The organism is Sphingobium sp. HWE2-09, from assembly GCF_035989265.1.
Taxonomy (GTDB): Bacteria; Pseudomonadota; Alphaproteobacteria; order Sphingomonadales; family Sphingomonadaceae; genus Sphingobium.
The window spans coordinates 3141943-3158336 of the sequence record NZ_JAYKZX010000003.1 but is presented as its reverse complement, the minus strand read 5'-3'; the positions used below and the strand labels follow the sequence as shown (position 1 = coordinate 3158336).

Here is a 16394-nt window from a genome sequence, read left to right as displayed (position 1 = left end):
GGACCGCTACTCCGCCGCCTGCGCGAGCATCGCGCGCTGTTCCAGCAAGACAGTCGCGACGCCAAGCGATCGGCTGTTATCGACGTCGATCGCCACCGCGCCATCGGTCAGGATCACCGGGCTGATGGTCAGGCGAAAGCGGCGCGAAAAGCGTGCGAAGGCCTGTTCCAGCGTGCCGATGCCGAAGCGGAAGCGGATGAGGTTGAGCAGGCCGAAAGCGCCGATGATACGCCCCGGATGTTTCACGAACTGGCCGCCGGAGCGGAAGGTTTCCGCCATCTTCAGCGCGGCGCGGTCGCGCAGCCAATAGGTGTTGCAGTTGGAATAGCTGTCGTCGGCGAACGCGTAGAATTTGCGCTGGCCTTCGCGATGGGCCGCCAGCACCGACGCGCGGCGGGTGAAGGCGACGGCGGCGTCCGCCCCCTGCGCCGCGCAGCCGTCCAGCATCTCATCCACGGCATCCGGCGTCAGCAGCACATTGTCGGCGGTGGTGATCAGCAGCGGGAAGGCCGCGCCATCGGCACCGGCCAGGATGCTGTCGACTAGATGGGGCCGCGCCGCGACGCCGACCAGCCGTCCGCTATGCAGCAGGCCGCGCAACGGCGGCAGGCCCGCGAGCAAGGCGGGATCTTCGATCACCACACGTACTTGCCCGATCCGGCGATTGGCGACCAGCGCTTCGACCACATGCAACAGCATCGGCTGGCCCGCCACCGGGGCCAGGCATTTATGCGTGACCCCGGCGGCCAGCGCCAGCGGATCGGTCGCGCCATCGCGCCGCCCGGCGAGCAGGACCGCCGTAGTAGTGCCGCGCATCATGCCGCCACCCGCACGATCGCGTCGCTGAGCAATCCCTGCCGACCCAGGCTATGGCCGACGATCGTTTCGACCAATGCCGCATGGTCCAGACCGATCGAGGCGGCGGAGCGCGCGATCGTCTTTTTCGACCACAGATTGCAGGACAGGTTCACTTCCATGAACAGCAATTGCCCGCTGGCGGGATCATAGCGAAATTCGAAGCGACCATAGTCGAACGGCCAGAGTTCGGGCAGCAGCGCGGCGGTCATCGCCTCCAGCCGGGCGCGCAAATCGGCATCCTCGACCAGGATCAGCGGGTCGTCGCCCGCGTCGATCAGGCCGCGCTTTTCCTCATAGCTGCGTTCGCGATGCGGGTCGGCGGGCAGGTATAGCATCGGCGGCAAGATCCACGGCTGACCACCGCTGCCACCGATCACCGGCACGGCGACGTCCAGCAGCGGCGCCCATTGTTCCACCAGCACGTCATGACCCAGCGCGAACAGGCTGTCGGCATGGTCCTGCGCTTGGCACCAGTCATCCACCATCTTCACGCCCCAGGAAGCGGAAGAGGCATTGGGCTTCACCACCAGCCGGTCGGCGTGGAAGGTCGGCGCATCGAACAGGCCGCCGCGCCGGAACAGTTGCGCCTGCATCGTCGGCACGCCGCGCGCCCGCGCGATCAGCTTGCTAAGATATTTATCGTCGGACAGGCCGCGCACGATCGGGCTGGCGCCCAGATGGGGCATGGCGTGGCGGCTGAGCAGCAGCGGCGCCAACATTTCGCTATTTAGGAAGCCGCCGCGGTTGAGCAGGGTGACGACGAAATCGGCATCCGGCCGGTCGAACAGCGCATCATAGCTGTCGGCGACATCGACCTGCAGGCCGATCGATTCCAGCGTCGTGCGCATTTCATGATGATAGACGGCATGATTGCCATCCTGTGCATCGGGCCGCCCATCGGCGCAGGCGTGCTTGGCGAGGAAGAGGATACGCAGCCGCGCCTTGTCGGCGGCGGGGATGCAAAGCTGGCGAGGATGGATCGTCGTCATGGCCGCTGCCTAGCAAGCGCGCGTGACGCGCCGCTTACGTCCCGGTTGCAACGGCGTGAAGGCCGTTGGTCATGTGCATGACATTTGGCTTACAGGGCCGTTACCGCAGGTCGATGGGCGCGGCATTCGCATCGGGCAGCGTGCCGCCCATCAGCTTCGCCAGCGTGGGCGCGATGGCGCGCATGTCTATCCGGCCCAGATCCTTGCCCTTCGCCACGCCGCCGCCCATGACCATGAAGGTCGCGTCCAGATGGGCGGGGCCGGGCAGATAGCCGTGCATACCCCGCACCGGCGTCGGCGCGACCAGCCGCGCTGTGGCACCTCGAAAGGTGTCGGTGACGAAGCCGGGCGCCAGATTGACATAGTAGGATGCCTGCGGATTGCCGCCGACCCTGGCGATCGCTGCCTTTTCCAGCACGGCCGCGATGCCGTTGGCCGGGTTGGCGGCGAGCGTGTCGAGCAAGGCCTTCGTCCGTGCGGCGATGCCGGCGTCATCGGGCCGGGCCAGCATGATCGCGGCGGACCCGCCCGCGATCCAGGGCATCGCCTGCCAGGATGCGACCTTGCCATCCTTGTCCAGCGTAATGAGGCCCGCGTCGATGAAGGAGCGGAAGAGGTTGAGGCCGGTGTGCGTCGATTCGAACCCATGGTCGCTGACCAGCGCGATCGCTGCGTCGGGATGCGCCTTACGCTCGGCGGCGATCAGGTCGCCGACGATGGCGTCGATCTTTTCCAGCACGGCCTTGGCCTGGGGCGTGTCCGGTCCCTTCTCATGCTGTTCATGATCAAGCGCGGTGAGGTAGACGGTCAGGAAATCGGGCTTATGCGCGGCGATCAGGGCGGTGGCGAAGCGGCCTCTGTTCTGGTCGCCGGACAGGCTTTCGTCGATGCCCATCGCATAGGGTTGGCCGACTTTGGCTTCCAGTTCCGCCTTCAGCCCCGGCGTCGCCAGCGCGTCGAGCAGCTTGGCGTCGTCGGCATGGCCGGTGCGCCAGATTTGCGGCAGGTTCCAGGTCACGCCCTTCGCCGCCACGCTGACGGGCCAATGGACGTTGGCGGTGGAGAGGCCCGCCTTTGTGGCGGCCTCCCACAATGTCGGCACCTTGATATCCTGGGCATACCAATACCAGCCGCCCTGGTTGATGCCGGTCGGATCGAAACTATTATTGGCGACGATGCCATGTTTTGCGGGCGACACGCCGGTCATCAGCGTCGTGTGGCTGGGATAAGTGAGCGTCGGCGCGACCCCGGTCACGCCCGACGCATGGGCGCCGTCGGTCAGGAAGCGGCGCAGGTTGGGGAGAGAAAGGCCGCGCTTTTGCGCCTCCAGCACGTCGCCGGGCCGCAGTCCGTCGATCGAGATCAGGAGCAGCGGTTCCGCCAGCGCCGCGCCCGGTATGAACGCGGTAAGAGCGGAGAGGAGAAGCGCGGCCTTTTTCACTATTTTAGAACCCCGCCTTCAGCGTCGCGAAGAATTGCTGCGGCGCGCCGACCAGCAACGTCTGCGCGTCGCCGCTGTTGCTGAAACCGCCCGACCCGATCGTGCCGACATATTTCTTGTCGAACAGGTTGGTGACGTTCATCTGGATTTCAATCTTGTCGGTGAAGCGATAGCCTAGCGACGCATCGACCAGCAGGCGGCCGGGGACCGACGCATCGTTGGTGTAGCTGTAGAAGCGGCGCGACATATAGTTGAGGCCCACGCGGAAGAAGCGCTGGCCATCGTCATAGTTGAACTCGCCCCGCGCCATATGCTTGGGGCTGTCGACTACGGTCTTGTCTTCGATCGCGGCGACCACCACGCCATTGCCGTTCACGACATCGTCGCGATAGGTGGCGTCGGTGTAGCTGTAGCTGGCATAGAGGCCAAAGCCGCCGCCCAGCCGCAGGTCGCCTGCCGCCTCGACGCCGACGGCGCGGACCCCGCCGACATTCTGGAGCGCGGACGGATTGCCCTGAATCGCGGAGCCGACCTGCACGGCCAGCAGGCGGTTCTTGAAGTTGACCAGATAGGCGCCCAGCGTGCCGTTGAAGATCGACGTATTGTAGCGCAGGCCCAGTTCGAACGTGTCCGACGTTTCGGGCTTCAGATCATCCTTGATCGCGTCGAACCCGGCCTGGTTGGTGGAGAAGGGACCGGTGGTCGTGGCGCTGGCGAAGGCGCGGGTGACCTGCGTGAAGCCGCCGAAGATTTCCGCTTCGGGCGTCAGCTCCACCGCGAAACCGGCATGGGGCTGGAACCAGTCTTCCGCCTTGATCTTGCCTTCGGGGAAGGTGGCCGAAACGATCGCTTCGGCCTTGTTGGTGACCTTGAAGCCCTTCCACCCCAGATTGATCGTCACCATGCCAAGGTCAATCTTGTCCTGCACATGATATTGGAAGGTGTCGGTGGTGAAGTCGAACTCCCACTGGGTCGCGAACGGGTTCTTAGGATAGTCGCGGAACGACAGGCCCGGCTCGGTCCGGCTGGCGAAGGCGTAGAAGCGACGGGCCTGGTTGAACTTGTTATTCTCGTACCAGGCGCCGACGCTGAAATTCTGGATGCCCAGCGTATAGTCGACGCTGCCGAACGCGCCGATCCGGTCCATCTCATATTCGGTGGTCCGCACCGACATCGGCACGCCATTGGGGCTGGGGACATAGGGGGTCGCCCACAGGCCCATGCCGCTGTTATTGTGATAATAGCCCTTGATCTTGAAGGTCGCGCTGTCGCCCAGCGGCGTGGTCAGGGCCACCGCGCCCAGCCAGTCCTTGCGCAGGCCAGCCGCATCATAATAGGCGTCGTCGGCGCTGGTGACATTGCCGGGATAGGTCTGGCCGGTGGCGACGGTCGCGCCGCTATAATCGTAGCGGCCGTCCGGGAAGGGCGAGCCGCCGCTATTGCTGACCCGATCGACGTCGTTCAGGCGGTTGGCATAGTCGATCGCGCGGGCATAATCGGGATAGGTGTTGTCCCAGTCCCAGCCCAGGCGACGGATCATGCCCATCGACATGTCCTGATAATCCTGTTCGCGGCGATCCGAATAGCTCAGCCAGCCGTCGATCTTGGCGTCGCCGACGGGGATGATGACCTTGGCATTGCCCATATGCTGATCTTGGACGCCCTGGCCCTTATATTTGTCGGTCGATCCGTAACCGTAGGAGACGTAGCCGCGGATACCGTCCTTGCTGCCTAAGTTGATGCGGCCGAAGGCGCGCCAGGTGTCGTTGCTGCCATAGGTCAGGTTGCCCTGCGCACCCAGCTCGCCGGTCGGGTCCATCGAGAAGGTTTCGACCGTACCGCCGAGATTGCCGGTGGCCTGCGTGCCGAGCGAACCGGCACCCTGGCTGACGCGCACGCTACCGATATTTTCGCTGCTGATCGCGCGGGTGATGTGCAGGCCGTTATGGTTGCCATAGCTCATGTCGCCCAGCGGGATGCCGTCGAAAGTGAAGCCAAGCTGGTTCTGGTTGAAGCTGCGGATGGTGATGCGCTGCGACCATTCGTAGTTGCCGAACGGGTCGGCGGACTGGAAGTTGACGCTGGGCAGCTTTTCGATGGCTTTGAGCGGATTGGTGCCCGGCGTCAGCACGACGATGTCGCGCGCCTTGATTTCCTGCACCTGGCGGGTTTCGCCCCGGCCGAAGACGATGATTTCACTATCGTTGGCGGCGGCGTCAGCGGCGGGCGCGACGTCCTGGGCATAAGCGGATTGGGCAATGATGGCGGTCGACGCCATCAGCAGAGCGGTAGTGATACGCATTGTGGATAGTCCCCCTTGGACATGAAGTCCGGGGCGCCCTATCCGCGTCATGTTGCGCTGCAATGTGGTTTGGTTGACGGCGCCAAGTCATATTGATGACAGGCGCCGTCATATTGTTGCTGTCGCTGTGAAGTACGGCGTGTTCCCGCGCAGGAGGGACTCAGTTTGGGCCGTGGGACTGGGTTCCCGCTTGCGCGGGAACACCCGATTTACGCTCGTTCAGTCGTTCACGAAGGTGAGCGTCGCCATATGATAGAGGGTCGCGACCTTCTGGTTCGCCAAGGTCAGGTCGCCCTTTTCCTCCTGCGTGGCGCTGAGAATATAGCGGCCCTTGTCCTTGATCGGCAGCGCCACGCGACCCTGCGCGTCGGTGACGAAGGCCTTGGACCATTTGTCGGGCGAGATGACGGTCAGCTTGGCGGCGGGCACGGGCTTGCCATCGCGGACGAGCGTGAAGCTGTCGGCATTGGCGGCGGTGGGCACGATCTCCAGCGGCAGGCCCGCCTTCGCTTGCGTGCGACCGGCGCGGGCGTAATAGATAACGCCCTCCTTCTTGCCCTCTTCGCCCCAGGGTTCGAACACCGTGTCGTCGATGACGCGCACGTCGCCCGCGGGCGCGGCGACTTCGATATAGCCGGTCTTGCGCACCTGCGCGGCCTTCGACGCGGGCACGATTTTGGGTGCTTTCAGCTTCTCGAACTCGGGATCGCCGCCTTCGGGCAGGGCTTCGGCCGGTTCGCCCAGATAGATGCGCGCAGGGCCGGTGCCGTCGCGTTCCACCCAGATTTCATGGGCGTCAACCGTCGAGGACAGGCCGACCAGCGCCAACAGCGCCATGGACAATGTCTTCATGCTCTCTCTCCTCTTTATGATCGTCAGAACCGGAAGCCGACCGTGCCCATCACGTTGCGCGGCGCGCCGACGAAGCAGTCGCCACGGGCCAGGCAGGACGCATAATATTGGTTGTTGAGCAGATTGGTCGCGTTGATCGCGAAGCGCCAGCTGTTCCAGTTGATCTCCGCCAGCGCGTCCACCGTGGTGCGCGACGGGGTAACGATGCTGTAGAGCGTGTTCGCCGGAATGGCGGGGTTGAGGCCATAGGGATCGACCAGACCGGTCGAGATGCTCTTGCCGCTATAGACCACGCCCGCGCCCAGCCGCAGCTTTGCGCCGTCCGCGACGCCGAAGCTCTTGGTCGACCAGATCGATGCGGTGTGGCGCGGCATATAGTCCAGGCTGCTGTTCACTTCCGACTTCAGCTTGTTATAGCCGTAATTGACCAGCAGCTGGAAATCGCCCGGCAGGGTGTGGCTTGCCTCGACCTCGATCCCCCGGGTCGTCAACTCGCCGGACTGGGTCGTGGCGTTGTTGGCGAGATAGAGAACGCGGTTGCGCTCCTTGATGTGGAAGGCGGTGACGGTGACGAGCGTGCTCGGTTCCGGCTGCCACTTTACGCCCGCTTCATATTGCGTGCCGGTCTGCGGCCGGTAGGGCGCGCCGATGGTGCCGTCGCCATTCTGGATGGAACCGGCGACCGGCAGGAAGCTCTCCGTATAGCTGAAAAAGGGCGAGAAGCCCGCGCCCAGCTCGCCGATGATCCCGGCGCGGAAGGTGGTGGCGTTATCTTTCTGTCCGCGCGAACCGGTGACATGATCGCGGCGTGCGCCCAGCACGACCGATACACGATCGAAGAAGCGCATCTGGTCCTGCACATAGACGCCCAGTTGCTTCTGCGATTCATAGGAGAAGGGACCGGACGGGTCGTAGGTCTTGAGCGCATCATAATCGATGTCATACAGATCGACCAGTTCGAGCGTGGTCGCGGCATAGCGCTTGCCGACCTTGTTCCAGCTGTAATCGATGCCGACGAGCAGCTTATGTTCGATATTGGCGCCGGTGTTGAACGTGAATTGCAGATTATTGTCGGTCGAGAAGACGTTCATCCGCGCATCGCTGGCATCGGCATAAAGGCCGATGGTGCGACCGTCGGTGCCGTACACGGAGAACGGATTGCCGGGGTTGGTATAGCTGTCGGCATAATGGGTGAAATATTCAAGGTCGCTGTCGATATAGCGGGCCTTGAGGCTCAATCGCACGGCGTCGGAGAAGTTGTGGGTGATGGACCCGCCACCCTGCAGCGAACGGCCATTATAGCGGTCCCAGCCCGCCTTGCCGACGAAGGTATCGCGATCAAGCTGCTGTCCCGCGACCGTGTTCGGGCGGAAGGTGCCGACGATGGGCAGGAATTGCGAGGTCGATCCGGTGTCGTCCTCCTGATAGAGGCCGGTCAGCACGATGTCCGTGTCGGGCGTGGGCTGCCAGCGGATCGACGGGGCGAACATCACGCGATCGTCTGGGACATGATCGATATAGGTGTCGGCGTCGCGGGCGCGGCCCACGAAGCGCACGGCGAGATTGTCGGCGATCGCCAGATTGACGTCGCCCATCGCTTCCTTGCGGTCATAGCTGCCATAGACGAGGTTCAGTTCGCCGCCGGTGCGGAACTCCGGCGTCTTGGAGACGAGGTTGACGAGGCCGCCGATCGACCCCTGACCATAGAGCACGGAAGCCGGACCGCGGACGATTTCCACGCGGTCGAAATTATAGGGGTCCGACGTGATGCTGGCATAATAGGAAAAGATGTCGCGCATGCCGTCGCGGAACTGGAGCGCGTCGATGCCGCGAATGTTGAACCCATCGACGCGAGTATCGCGACCATAGGGGTTGGCGAGCACGCTGGCGCCATATTTGACGGTATCGCTGATGCTGATCGCGCCCTGCGACAGATATTGGTCGGCGGTGATGACGGTGATGGGCTGCGGCGTTTCGATGAGCGGCGTTTCGGTCTTGGTGCCTGCAAACTGGCTGGCGGTGACGACGATCGAGTCCTGCGACTGTTCCGCGTCCGGCGCACCGGCACCGTCCGCCGCATAGGCAGCCGGATGGCACAGCGCGATGACCGCCGCGCCGCTCAACGCGATCCATTTTCCGTTCATAGCAAAGCCCTTTTCCTGATTCGTTGGGGCCAACTATAGATAATGCGACATATTCGCAATTGCATATTCGCGGTTTTCGTCGGAGATTTTCGATGGATGCGTGGCTCTCTAGCCGTCTGTAACTTTCCGACAAGCGGCAATGAACTCAACGGCTTGTAGCGCGTTTAGAGCGATACGGACGGCGGGGATGGAGGTGAGCAATGGCGATTTCGGTGCGTTTCCCCGACGGCAGCTGGCGAGAGATTCCCAGCGAATTGCGCGCCATCGACCCCGCAACGACCGGCGTCTACAGCCGCTTCCGCCACGTTCCCGTCAATTGCGACCCGCAATGGCGCTATATCTGCGTCGCCGCGACTTGGCATGCACGCCCGCGTCACGGATCGCTTGCAGTCTTCTCGCCACCGGTCGAAGAATGGTGGCACGATATCCCGGCGATGGCCGACATGCCCGAGCAGGCGGACCCGGAAGCCCTGTCGCCCCGCGCTGCCTGACGACCCTTTTGGGCACGCCATATTCAGTCGTTGTCGGTCAGGTCCATGAAGTTGCGCGCAGCCTCCCGATCCGCCGGATCCTTGAACGCCACGTCCAGGTCCGGCGCGGCGCCCAGCAGGAACAGCAGCGACCATAAGGCGAACCGCCGCCCGCGATCCTTTTCCAGCCCCAGGTCGACGCGCATCCGCTCGACCCCGGCCTCGACCGCCTGGGGCGGCAGCGTATCGATATCGGTAGTCCCGAAATAGCGTTGAAGCTGGTCGTCGAAATGCACGAGTTCAGCCCTTGAAGGCGCAGGGCACGATGCTGGCCGGGTCGGGCCGCGCGGTGATGCGCCGGAACCGCGCGAGATAGCCGCCTGCGGTAGGCTTGGGGATCAACCGTTCCATGCGAAAGCCCATGGCGGCCAGTTCGCAGGCCAGCAGGCGCGGCGGCGTGCCATGTTTATCGGTGGGGCGATCGGCATCGACCACGATCAGTTCGCCATCCTTCTTGAGCGCGGGGCTGAGATGCCAGAGGAAGGCATAGGGTTCGGCGATCTCATGATACATATGCACCATCATGATCCGGTCGAAGCTGTTTTCGGGCAGGCGCGGGTCTTCCTGCGCGCCCAGCTTCACGCTGACATTGTCCCATTTTTCGCGGGTGATGCGGCGCGACAATGCTTCGATCACTTCGGGCATGATGTCTTCGGCCAGGACGCGGCCCTTGTCGCCCACCCGCTTGGCGAGGCGCACAGTATAATAGCCTTCGCCCGCACCGATATCGGCCACGGTCATGCCGGGGCGGATGCCCGCACGGTCCATGATGTCTTCGGCTTCATTGACGCGGTCGCGCGCTTCCTCGCTCGACCAGCGGGTCGACACGATCGGCGCGACCGGCCGGTCGGCCTGCGGGAAAGGCGCGGCGGCAGCGGCGCGATGCGTTTCCTTGGCCCCGCTCAGCTGATCGCAGGCGGCGAGCAGGACGAACAGACCCGCCAATGCCGCCCGGCCGATCAATCGACATCCTCCACATCGACCTTTTCGCCCGTCACCTTCTGGCTGAGCGCGGCGGCCATGAAGGGATCGAGCGCGCCGTCGAGCACATCGTCGGGCGCGGTGGAGGTGACGCCGGTGCGCAGATCCTTCACCAGTTGATAGGGCTGAAGGACGTAGGAACGGATCTGGTGGCCCCAGCCGATTTCGGTCTTGGCCTGATAGTCGGTGTTGGCGGCTTCTTCCCGCTTGCGCAGTTCGGCTTCGTAGAGGCGCGCTTTCAGCATGTTCATCGCGGTCGCGCGGTTCTTGTGCTGCGACCGGTCGTTCTGCGAGGCGACGATGATGCCGGAGGGGACGTGGGTGATGCGGACCGCAGAGTCGGTGGTGTTGACGTGCTGCCCGCCCGCGCCCGACGCGCGATAGGTGTCGATCTTGAGGTCGCTTTCCTTGACCTCGATATCGATATTGTCGTCGATGACGGGATAGACCCAGACCGACGAGAAGCTGGTGTGGCGGCGCGCGGCGCTGTCATAGGGGCTGATGCGGACCAGACGGTGGACGCCGCTTTCGGTCTTGGCATAGCCATAGGCGTTCTCGCCCTTGATCAGGAAGGTCGCGGATTTGATGCCCGCGGTTTCGCCCGCCTGATAATCGACCAGTTCGACTTTATAGCCGCGCCGTTCGGCCCAGCGACGATACATGCGCGAGAGGATTTCGGCCCAGTCCTGGCTTTCGGTGCCGCCAGCGCCTGCGTGGATTTCCAGATAGGTGTCGCTGGCGTCGGCCTCGCCCGCCAGCAGCGCCTTGATCTTGTCCTCGTCCGCGCGGTCGGCCAGCGCCTTCAGGGACGCGATGGCTTCGGCCACCATCTCCTCGTCGCCCTCGGCCTCGGCCATCTCGATCAGTTCGGCATTGTCGGTCTTGCCGCCCTCGATCGCGCGGGTCGCGCCGATCGCGCTTTCCAGCCGGGTACGCTCGCGCATCACTTCCTGCGCCAGCTTGGCATTGTCCCACAGGGTCGGGTCTTCGACGCGAGCGTTCAACTCGTCCAGCCGACGCAGCGCGCGGTCCCAGTCGAGGAAGCGGCGCAACAGGTCCAGCGCGGCGTCGATACGATCGATATATTGCTGCGCTTCGGCGCGCATGGGGCGTCTCCGGATATCATACTGGCGCGTTAACGCATCAAGCGACTGCCCCTATCCGAGGGCGGCAGATTTGGGAAGATCAATCCTCCCCTGACGGGGAGGGAAGGGTTGACGGCGGGATAGTCATCGTCCGGCGATCGCGATGATGTGAAGGACTACCGCTTCCAGATCGCGCAGAACATCGACGGCGGGGATACGGACAAGCTTGATGCCTTCGCCCATCAGCCATGCATCACGCACTGCGTCGCGTTCGGGCTGGTCGCCCCGCCCATGTCCTCGCCATCGACCTCGATCGCCAGCCGGTGCCTGGGGCAAAAGACATCCAGCACATAGATGCCTGCCGGATGTTGTCGGCGGAAGCGGAGATTGGCCGGACGCTTGCGCAATTCCTGCCAGAGAAGCACTTCGGGCAAGGTCATGGCCTGGCGAAGCGTCCTGGCGCGGCGCTGCGTCTCTTTCGGGCCGTGGAGCATGTTGCACCCTACCCCTCCGTCTGGCCTTCGGCCAGCCACCTCCCCTGTCAGGGGAGGAATTTTGTTGATGTTATGTCAATCCTCCCCTGGAAGGGGAGGTGGCAGCCCGAAGGGCTGACGGAGGGGCAGTTCGCCATCGTGACTGACATCGGAATGAGGGCGGTAGCGAGGAACGACACTCATCCGTCACCCCACCCGACGCTCAATAAATCCCGCCCTGCCCCTCCAGGAAGTCCGCGTCGCTGCGCTGGCGGCGTTGGCTGGAGGCGGCGCGGCTTTCGGCGACCTTGGCTTGCGCTTCGGCCTCTTCCTTGCGGATCGTGCGGCGGGGTTCGGATTCGGGCTTGAACGCTTCCCAGATGACGGCGGCTTTCGGCTCGCTGGTCGGCCAGGCGCCATAGACGCGCTTGCCAGACCGACGGTCGATCGCGACCATGCGCATGCCCGCGGGGGCGACGAAGGGCGTCTTGGGCATGGTTTCCAGGATGGGGGCCATCGCCGCTTTCCAGATCGGCGCGGCGATGCGGCCGCCCTGCGCCCAGCCGCCAAGGCTGCGTGGCTGGTCGTAACCGATATAGACGCCCGCGACGATATCTGGCGATCCGCCCACGAACCAGACGTTGGTCGGGCCGTTGGTGGTGCCGGTCTTGCCGAACAGCGGACGCTTCAGGTCCGCCAGCACCGTCGCGGTGCCGCGCTGGATCACGCCTTCGGTGATGTGGACGACCTGATAGGCGGTCATCGGGTTCATCACCTGCTTGCCCTCCATGCCGAAGCGGGGCATCGGCTTGCCGTCCCAGTTCGCCATGTTACAGCCATCGCACGGCCGCCAACGTTCGGGCCAGATCACCTTGCCGCGGCGGTCCTGGACATAGTCCATTACCTTGGACGGGAATTGGCGGCCCTGGTTGGCGAGCGTGGCATAGGCGTTGACCATCTTTTCCACGGTCGTTTCGCCCGCGCCCAGCGCGAAGGAAAGATAGGGCTGATAGTCGCCGATCCCCAGATTCTTGATCGTGCGCACGACGCGGTCCATGCCGGTCTGGCTGGCGGCGCGCACGGTCATGAGGTTGCGGGACTGTTCCACGCCCCAGCGCATCGTCTGCGGACCCGCGCTGCCGCCCGAGAAGTTGCGAAAGCATTTCTGACCGAGGCCCGCGCCCTGATAGACGCACAAGGGGCCATCGACGATGATCGAGGCCGGGGTCATGCCGCCGTCGAGGGCGGCGGCGTAGACGAACGGCTTGATGGTCGAGCCGGGCTGGCGCATCGCCTGCGTCGCGCGATTGTAGGAGGACAGGCGCGAATCGAAGCCGCCCTGCATCGCGCGGATGCGGCCCGAATGGACTTCTTCGGCGACCATGCCGCCCGACACTTCAGGAATGGAGCGCAGCGCCCAGCTCGATCCGTTGCGCGCGACGACGATCAGGTCGCCGGGCTTCATCGCCGAGAAGGCCGGGCCGCCGACCTTGCGATAGGGCATCTGCGCCGATCCGGCGGGCAGCGTCCCGGTGCTGCCGTCGGCAAAGCCGATCTGCGCGTCGGACGATGTGCGGCTGATGACCACGGCGACCCGCCATTCGGCATAGTCGACATCGATATAGCTGGCCGCCAGTTCGCGTTCCCAACCATTGTCGACATTGATATGGCCGACCGGGCCGGACCAGCCGCGCCCGGCGTCGAAGCGCAGCAGGCCGTTGCGCAGAGCGGTGGCGACGCTGTCCTGCACCACCGGATCATAGGGGCTGCGCACCCACAGGCCGCCGGCATAGACGCTGTTGGGGCCATCATCGGCCTTTTCGCCGAACAGGCCGATCAGGCGACGGCGCACTTCCTCCATATAATAGCCGCCCGCGCGCGCGTCGAAGCTGGAGCCATGGGCGGCGACAGTGCCGAGCGGCTGGGCGGCGGCGGCATCGCGCTGCGCGGCGGTGATCCAGCCGTTCTTGAGCATTTCGCCCAGCGCCCAATTGCGCCGGTCGATCGCGCGGGCGTGGCCGGTTTCGCTTTCGGGGCGGTAATTGGCCGGTCCCTTGGGCAGGATGGCGAGATAGGCCATTTCGGGCAGCGTCAGGTCGGCGACGTCCTTGTCGAAATAGGCGCGCGATGCGGCCTGGACGCCATAGGCGTTGCGGCCCAGGAATATCTGGTTGAGATAGAGTTCGAGGATCTGCTGTTTGGACAGCACTCCTTCCATCCGGTAGGCAAGGATCATTTCCTTCACCTTGCGCGTGGGCGAATATTCGTCGCCGATCAGCAAATTCTTGGCGACCTGCTGGGTGATGGTGGAGCCGCCGCGCGCGCGCTGGCCCGAGCCGAGCTTGCTGGCGTAATCGACCACCGCCCCTGCAAAACCGGGGATGTCGACGCCATGATGTTCGAAGAAGGTCTTGTCCTCCGCCGCCAGATAGGCGCGGACCAGCAGCGGCGGATAATCGCTATATTGCAGCTGGACGCGGCGTTCGCGGGCATAGCTGTGCACCGGCTGGCCGTTGATGTCGCGCACGATGGTAGGCAGCGGCGGCTCATATTCCAGCAGGGTCGCGGCATCGGGCAGGCCGCGCGCGAAGATCAACCAGAACAGGCCATAGGCGAGCAGCAGGCCGCCCAGCGCGATCATGCCCCAGCGGAACAGGCGGCGCGACCATAGGGGGCGCAGACGGCCGAAAAAGCCCCCCGCGTCGCGGCGCAGGCGATAGGCGAAGGACGACGGGGCGGGTTCGGAACGGGCGTCTTCCATGGGAAAGAGGCTCTAGGGTCAAATGATCGTCAAGACCAGTGGGGATGACGCGATCCGCCGCATCTGTAGCGGCTTTGCGCTAGCCCCCTCCCCTTAACTTCGCACATTTCCCGCCGATTTCGACATTTTATTGCGTCGCCCTAATCCTATCGGAAAGCGTGGCCAATCATAGCAAGGTCGCCGCGAATAGGACAGCTATCCCCCGGCCGCCGCGCCGCGCATCGCCAGCTTGCGGGCGAAATGCACCTCGATCGCGCGGGCGACGCCGCGGGCGATCTTGCCCTGTCCTTCGCGTGACGACAGGAACGCCGCATCGTCGGCATTGGAGATATAGCCGGTTTCGAACAGCACCGACGGGGTGTCGGGCGCTTTCAACACCATCAGCGAGGCGAAGCGGTGATAGGCGCTGCGGAAGGGCACATAGGGTGCGGCTTCGCGCTGGAGCAGGCGGGCGAAGTTGGCGGAGATGTTCATGGATTCGCGCTGGGTCAAGTCGATCAGGATGGACGACACGTCGCCCGACTGGCCGCCCAGGTTCACGCCATTGATGATGTCGGCCTTATTCTCCCGCGCCGCCAGCCGCGCGGCTTCGCGGTCGGACGCGGTTTCGGACAGGGTATAGACGGTCGCGCCATGGGCTTCGGTATTTTCCGCCGCGTCGGCATGGACGGAAATGAATAGGTCCGCGCCCAGCTTGCGGGCGATGCCATAGCGTTCCTGCAACACCAAGAACTTGTCGTCGTCGCGGGTGAGCGCCACGCGGACCCGGCCGGACTTGACCAGCTGGTCGCGAATCGCCTGGGCGATGGCGAGCGTCACGTCCTTTTCGCGCTTGCCATTCTCCTTGTTGATGGCGCCGGGATCATGGCCGCCATGGCCTGCGTCGATCACCACCAGCGGCCGTGCGCCGTCCTGCGCGCCTTCGACCCGGGGCAGCGATACGCCGCGCGCGGCGGCCGGGATCGGTACGGTGATCGAATGGATGCGCCGTTGCGGGCGCGCGGCCATGTCGGCAGGCGCGTCGAAGCGCGTGCGCCCCTTGCCCACTTCTAAACGGAAGCGGCTGTCGGTGACGCCCTGGAGCGAGAAGCTCAAGGACTTGCCGTCCTGCGCCAGGCGGGCATTGCCGACCGTCGCGGGGCTGTACAGGTCCAGCACCACGCGTGCCGTGCCATCGCTCAACTGCCCCTGTCGTACCGCGGCGATCGCGCCATTGCCCGGCGTGAACCGACCCCGCCCCATCTGCGCGCCGTCAATGTCGAGCGCGATGCGGCGCGGCGCATCCAGCAGGAAGGCCGACGCGCCATCGACCCGATCGTCGAAGCGCACCACGACCGTGTCGTCCTGCACGTCCACGCCGGAAATTCCCCCGGCGCTGCCAGGGACGGCCATCAATATCGTGCCTGCCAGGGCAAGGCTTTGGAGCATGCGCCGCTTGTGCAACGCGCCCCTACGGGCCGTCCAGCCAAATATCATGTGGGCTAATCCGTTCAGCGTCCCCACGCTAAACCCCGGATTAAGCATTGCCCCTTTTGACCCGGTAAAATGAGAAGGTTAATCCTGCTTTCACGATGAATAATGCGACATGGCAGGACATTGCGGCACGCGGCATTATATTTCAGGCGGTCGTTGCCCCGTGGGTATTTGACTGCTACCCATTCACATTCCCGAAAGGCTTGCCGATATGACGGCGGCGTTACGGGGCAAAGAGAGAGGCACCGGCGGACGCAGCAATTTGCGCCCCTGCGGTGCCGCAAACAGGTTGACGCTGCATGAGGCATGATTTCCATTCCACGCTTGCCCCGGTAACGGGCGATGCGGCGTGGATGGTCCGGCCCGGCGATTTGTCCGGCCCTGCCGACGCAGCAGACGCGCATAATTTCCTGCAAACCTGGACGATGCCGAAACCCGCGCCCCTGGCGGCGCGCATCCGGCCGTCCCTTCACTATCGCGTGGCGGCGCGGCCCTGTGCCGCAGC

Annotated in this window: 13 protein-coding genes; 1 reads left to right on the top strand and 12 read right to left on the bottom strand. The window is 64.4% G+C overall.

Annotation, left to right across the window (positions count from 1 at the left end):
• Positions 1–6: 6 nt before the first annotated feature.
• From U5A89_RS20890 to U5A89_RS20865, 6 genes are all read right to left on the bottom strand, one after another.
• Positions 7–816: an NTP transferase domain-containing protein gene (locus U5A89_RS20890; RefSeq protein WP_338162890.1), complete on the bottom strand. Its 810-nt coding sequence runs from the start codon at positions 814–816 to the stop codon at positions 7–9.
• Entirely contained in the window at positions 816–1847 is a 1032-nt protein-coding gene (locus U5A89_RS20885) for a D-alanine--D-alanine ligase family protein (RefSeq protein ID WP_338162889.1), read from the bottom strand. Before U5A89_RS20885 ends, U5A89_RS20890 begins: the two co-directional genes overlap by 1 nt.
• Before the next feature lie 100 nt (positions 1848–1947).
• On the bottom strand, positions 1948–3288 hold the full coding sequence (locus U5A89_RS20880) for an alkaline phosphatase family protein (RefSeq protein WP_338162888.1): 1341 nt from the start codon (positions 3286–3288) through the stop codon (positions 1948–1950).
• Between the two features lie 4 nt (positions 3289–3292).
• The gene (locus U5A89_RS20875) at positions 3293–5590 is read right to left on the bottom strand and encodes a TonB-dependent receptor (RefSeq protein WP_338162887.1); all 2298 of its coding nucleotides are present in this window, start codon (positions 5588–5590) and stop codon (positions 3293–3295) included.
• A gap of 219 nt (positions 5591–5809) precedes the next feature.
• The gene (locus U5A89_RS20870) at positions 5810–6442 is read right to left on the bottom strand and encodes a DUF4198 domain-containing protein (RefSeq protein WP_338162886.1); all 633 of its coding nucleotides are present in this window, start codon (positions 6440–6442) and stop codon (positions 5810–5812) included.
• A 23-nt stretch (positions 6443–6465) separates the two neighbouring features.
• Positions 6466–8586, bottom strand: coding sequence for a TonB-dependent siderophore receptor (locus tag U5A89_RS20865; protein ID WP_338162885.1), 2121 nt, complete (start codon positions 8584–8586; stop codon positions 6466–6468).
• 200 nt (positions 8587–8786) lie between these two features.
• Here U5A89_RS20865 and U5A89_RS20860 point away from each other — a divergent pair, with 200 nt between their 5' ends.
• Positions 8787–9077, top strand: a complete 291-nt coding sequence (locus tag U5A89_RS20860) for a hypothetical protein (protein ID WP_338162884.1) — start codon at positions 8787–8789, stop codon at positions 9075–9077.
• Positions 9078–9100: 23 nt separating this feature from the next.
• Here the strand turns inward: U5A89_RS20860 and U5A89_RS20855 are convergent, their stop codons facing one another.
• The 6 genes from U5A89_RS20855 to U5A89_RS20830 form a co-directional block, all read right to left on the bottom strand.
• Positions 9101–9352 carry a hypothetical protein gene (locus U5A89_RS20855; protein ID WP_338162883.1) on the bottom strand — a complete coding sequence of 84 codons (252 nt, stop codon included), beginning with the start codon at positions 9350–9352 and terminating at the stop codon, positions 9101–9103.
• A gap of 4 nt (positions 9353–9356) precedes the next feature.
• On the bottom strand, positions 9357–10076 hold the full coding sequence (locus tag U5A89_RS20850) for a class I SAM-dependent methyltransferase (RefSeq protein ID WP_338163142.1): 720 nt from the start codon (positions 10074–10076) through the stop codon (positions 9357–9359).
• Positions 10076–11203, bottom strand: a complete 1128-nt coding sequence (prfB, locus tag U5A89_RS20845) for a peptide chain release factor 2 (RefSeq protein ID WP_338162882.1) — start codon at positions 11201–11203, stop codon at positions 10076–10078. The genes U5A89_RS20850 and prfB overlap by 1 nt, the downstream gene beginning before the upstream one ends.
• Positions 11204–11424: 221 nt before the next feature.
• The gene (locus U5A89_RS20840; RefSeq protein ID WP_338162881.1) at positions 11425–11622 is read right to left on the bottom strand and encodes an endonuclease domain-containing protein; all 198 of its coding nucleotides are present in this window, start codon (positions 11620–11622) and stop codon (positions 11425–11427) included.
• Positions 11623–11878: 256 nt separating this feature from the next.
• Positions 11879–14416 carry a penicillin-binding protein 1A gene (locus U5A89_RS20835; protein ID WP_338162880.1) on the bottom strand — a complete coding sequence of 846 codons (2538 nt, stop codon included), beginning with the start codon at positions 14414–14416 and terminating at the stop codon, positions 11879–11881.
• Positions 14417–14611: 195 nt separating this feature from the next.
• Complete coding sequence (locus tag U5A89_RS20830; RefSeq protein WP_338162879.1) at positions 14612–15892, bottom strand: N-acetylmuramoyl-L-alanine amidase; 1281 nt, start codon at positions 15890–15892, stop codon at positions 14612–14614.
• Positions 15893–16394: the final 502 nt, after the last annotated feature.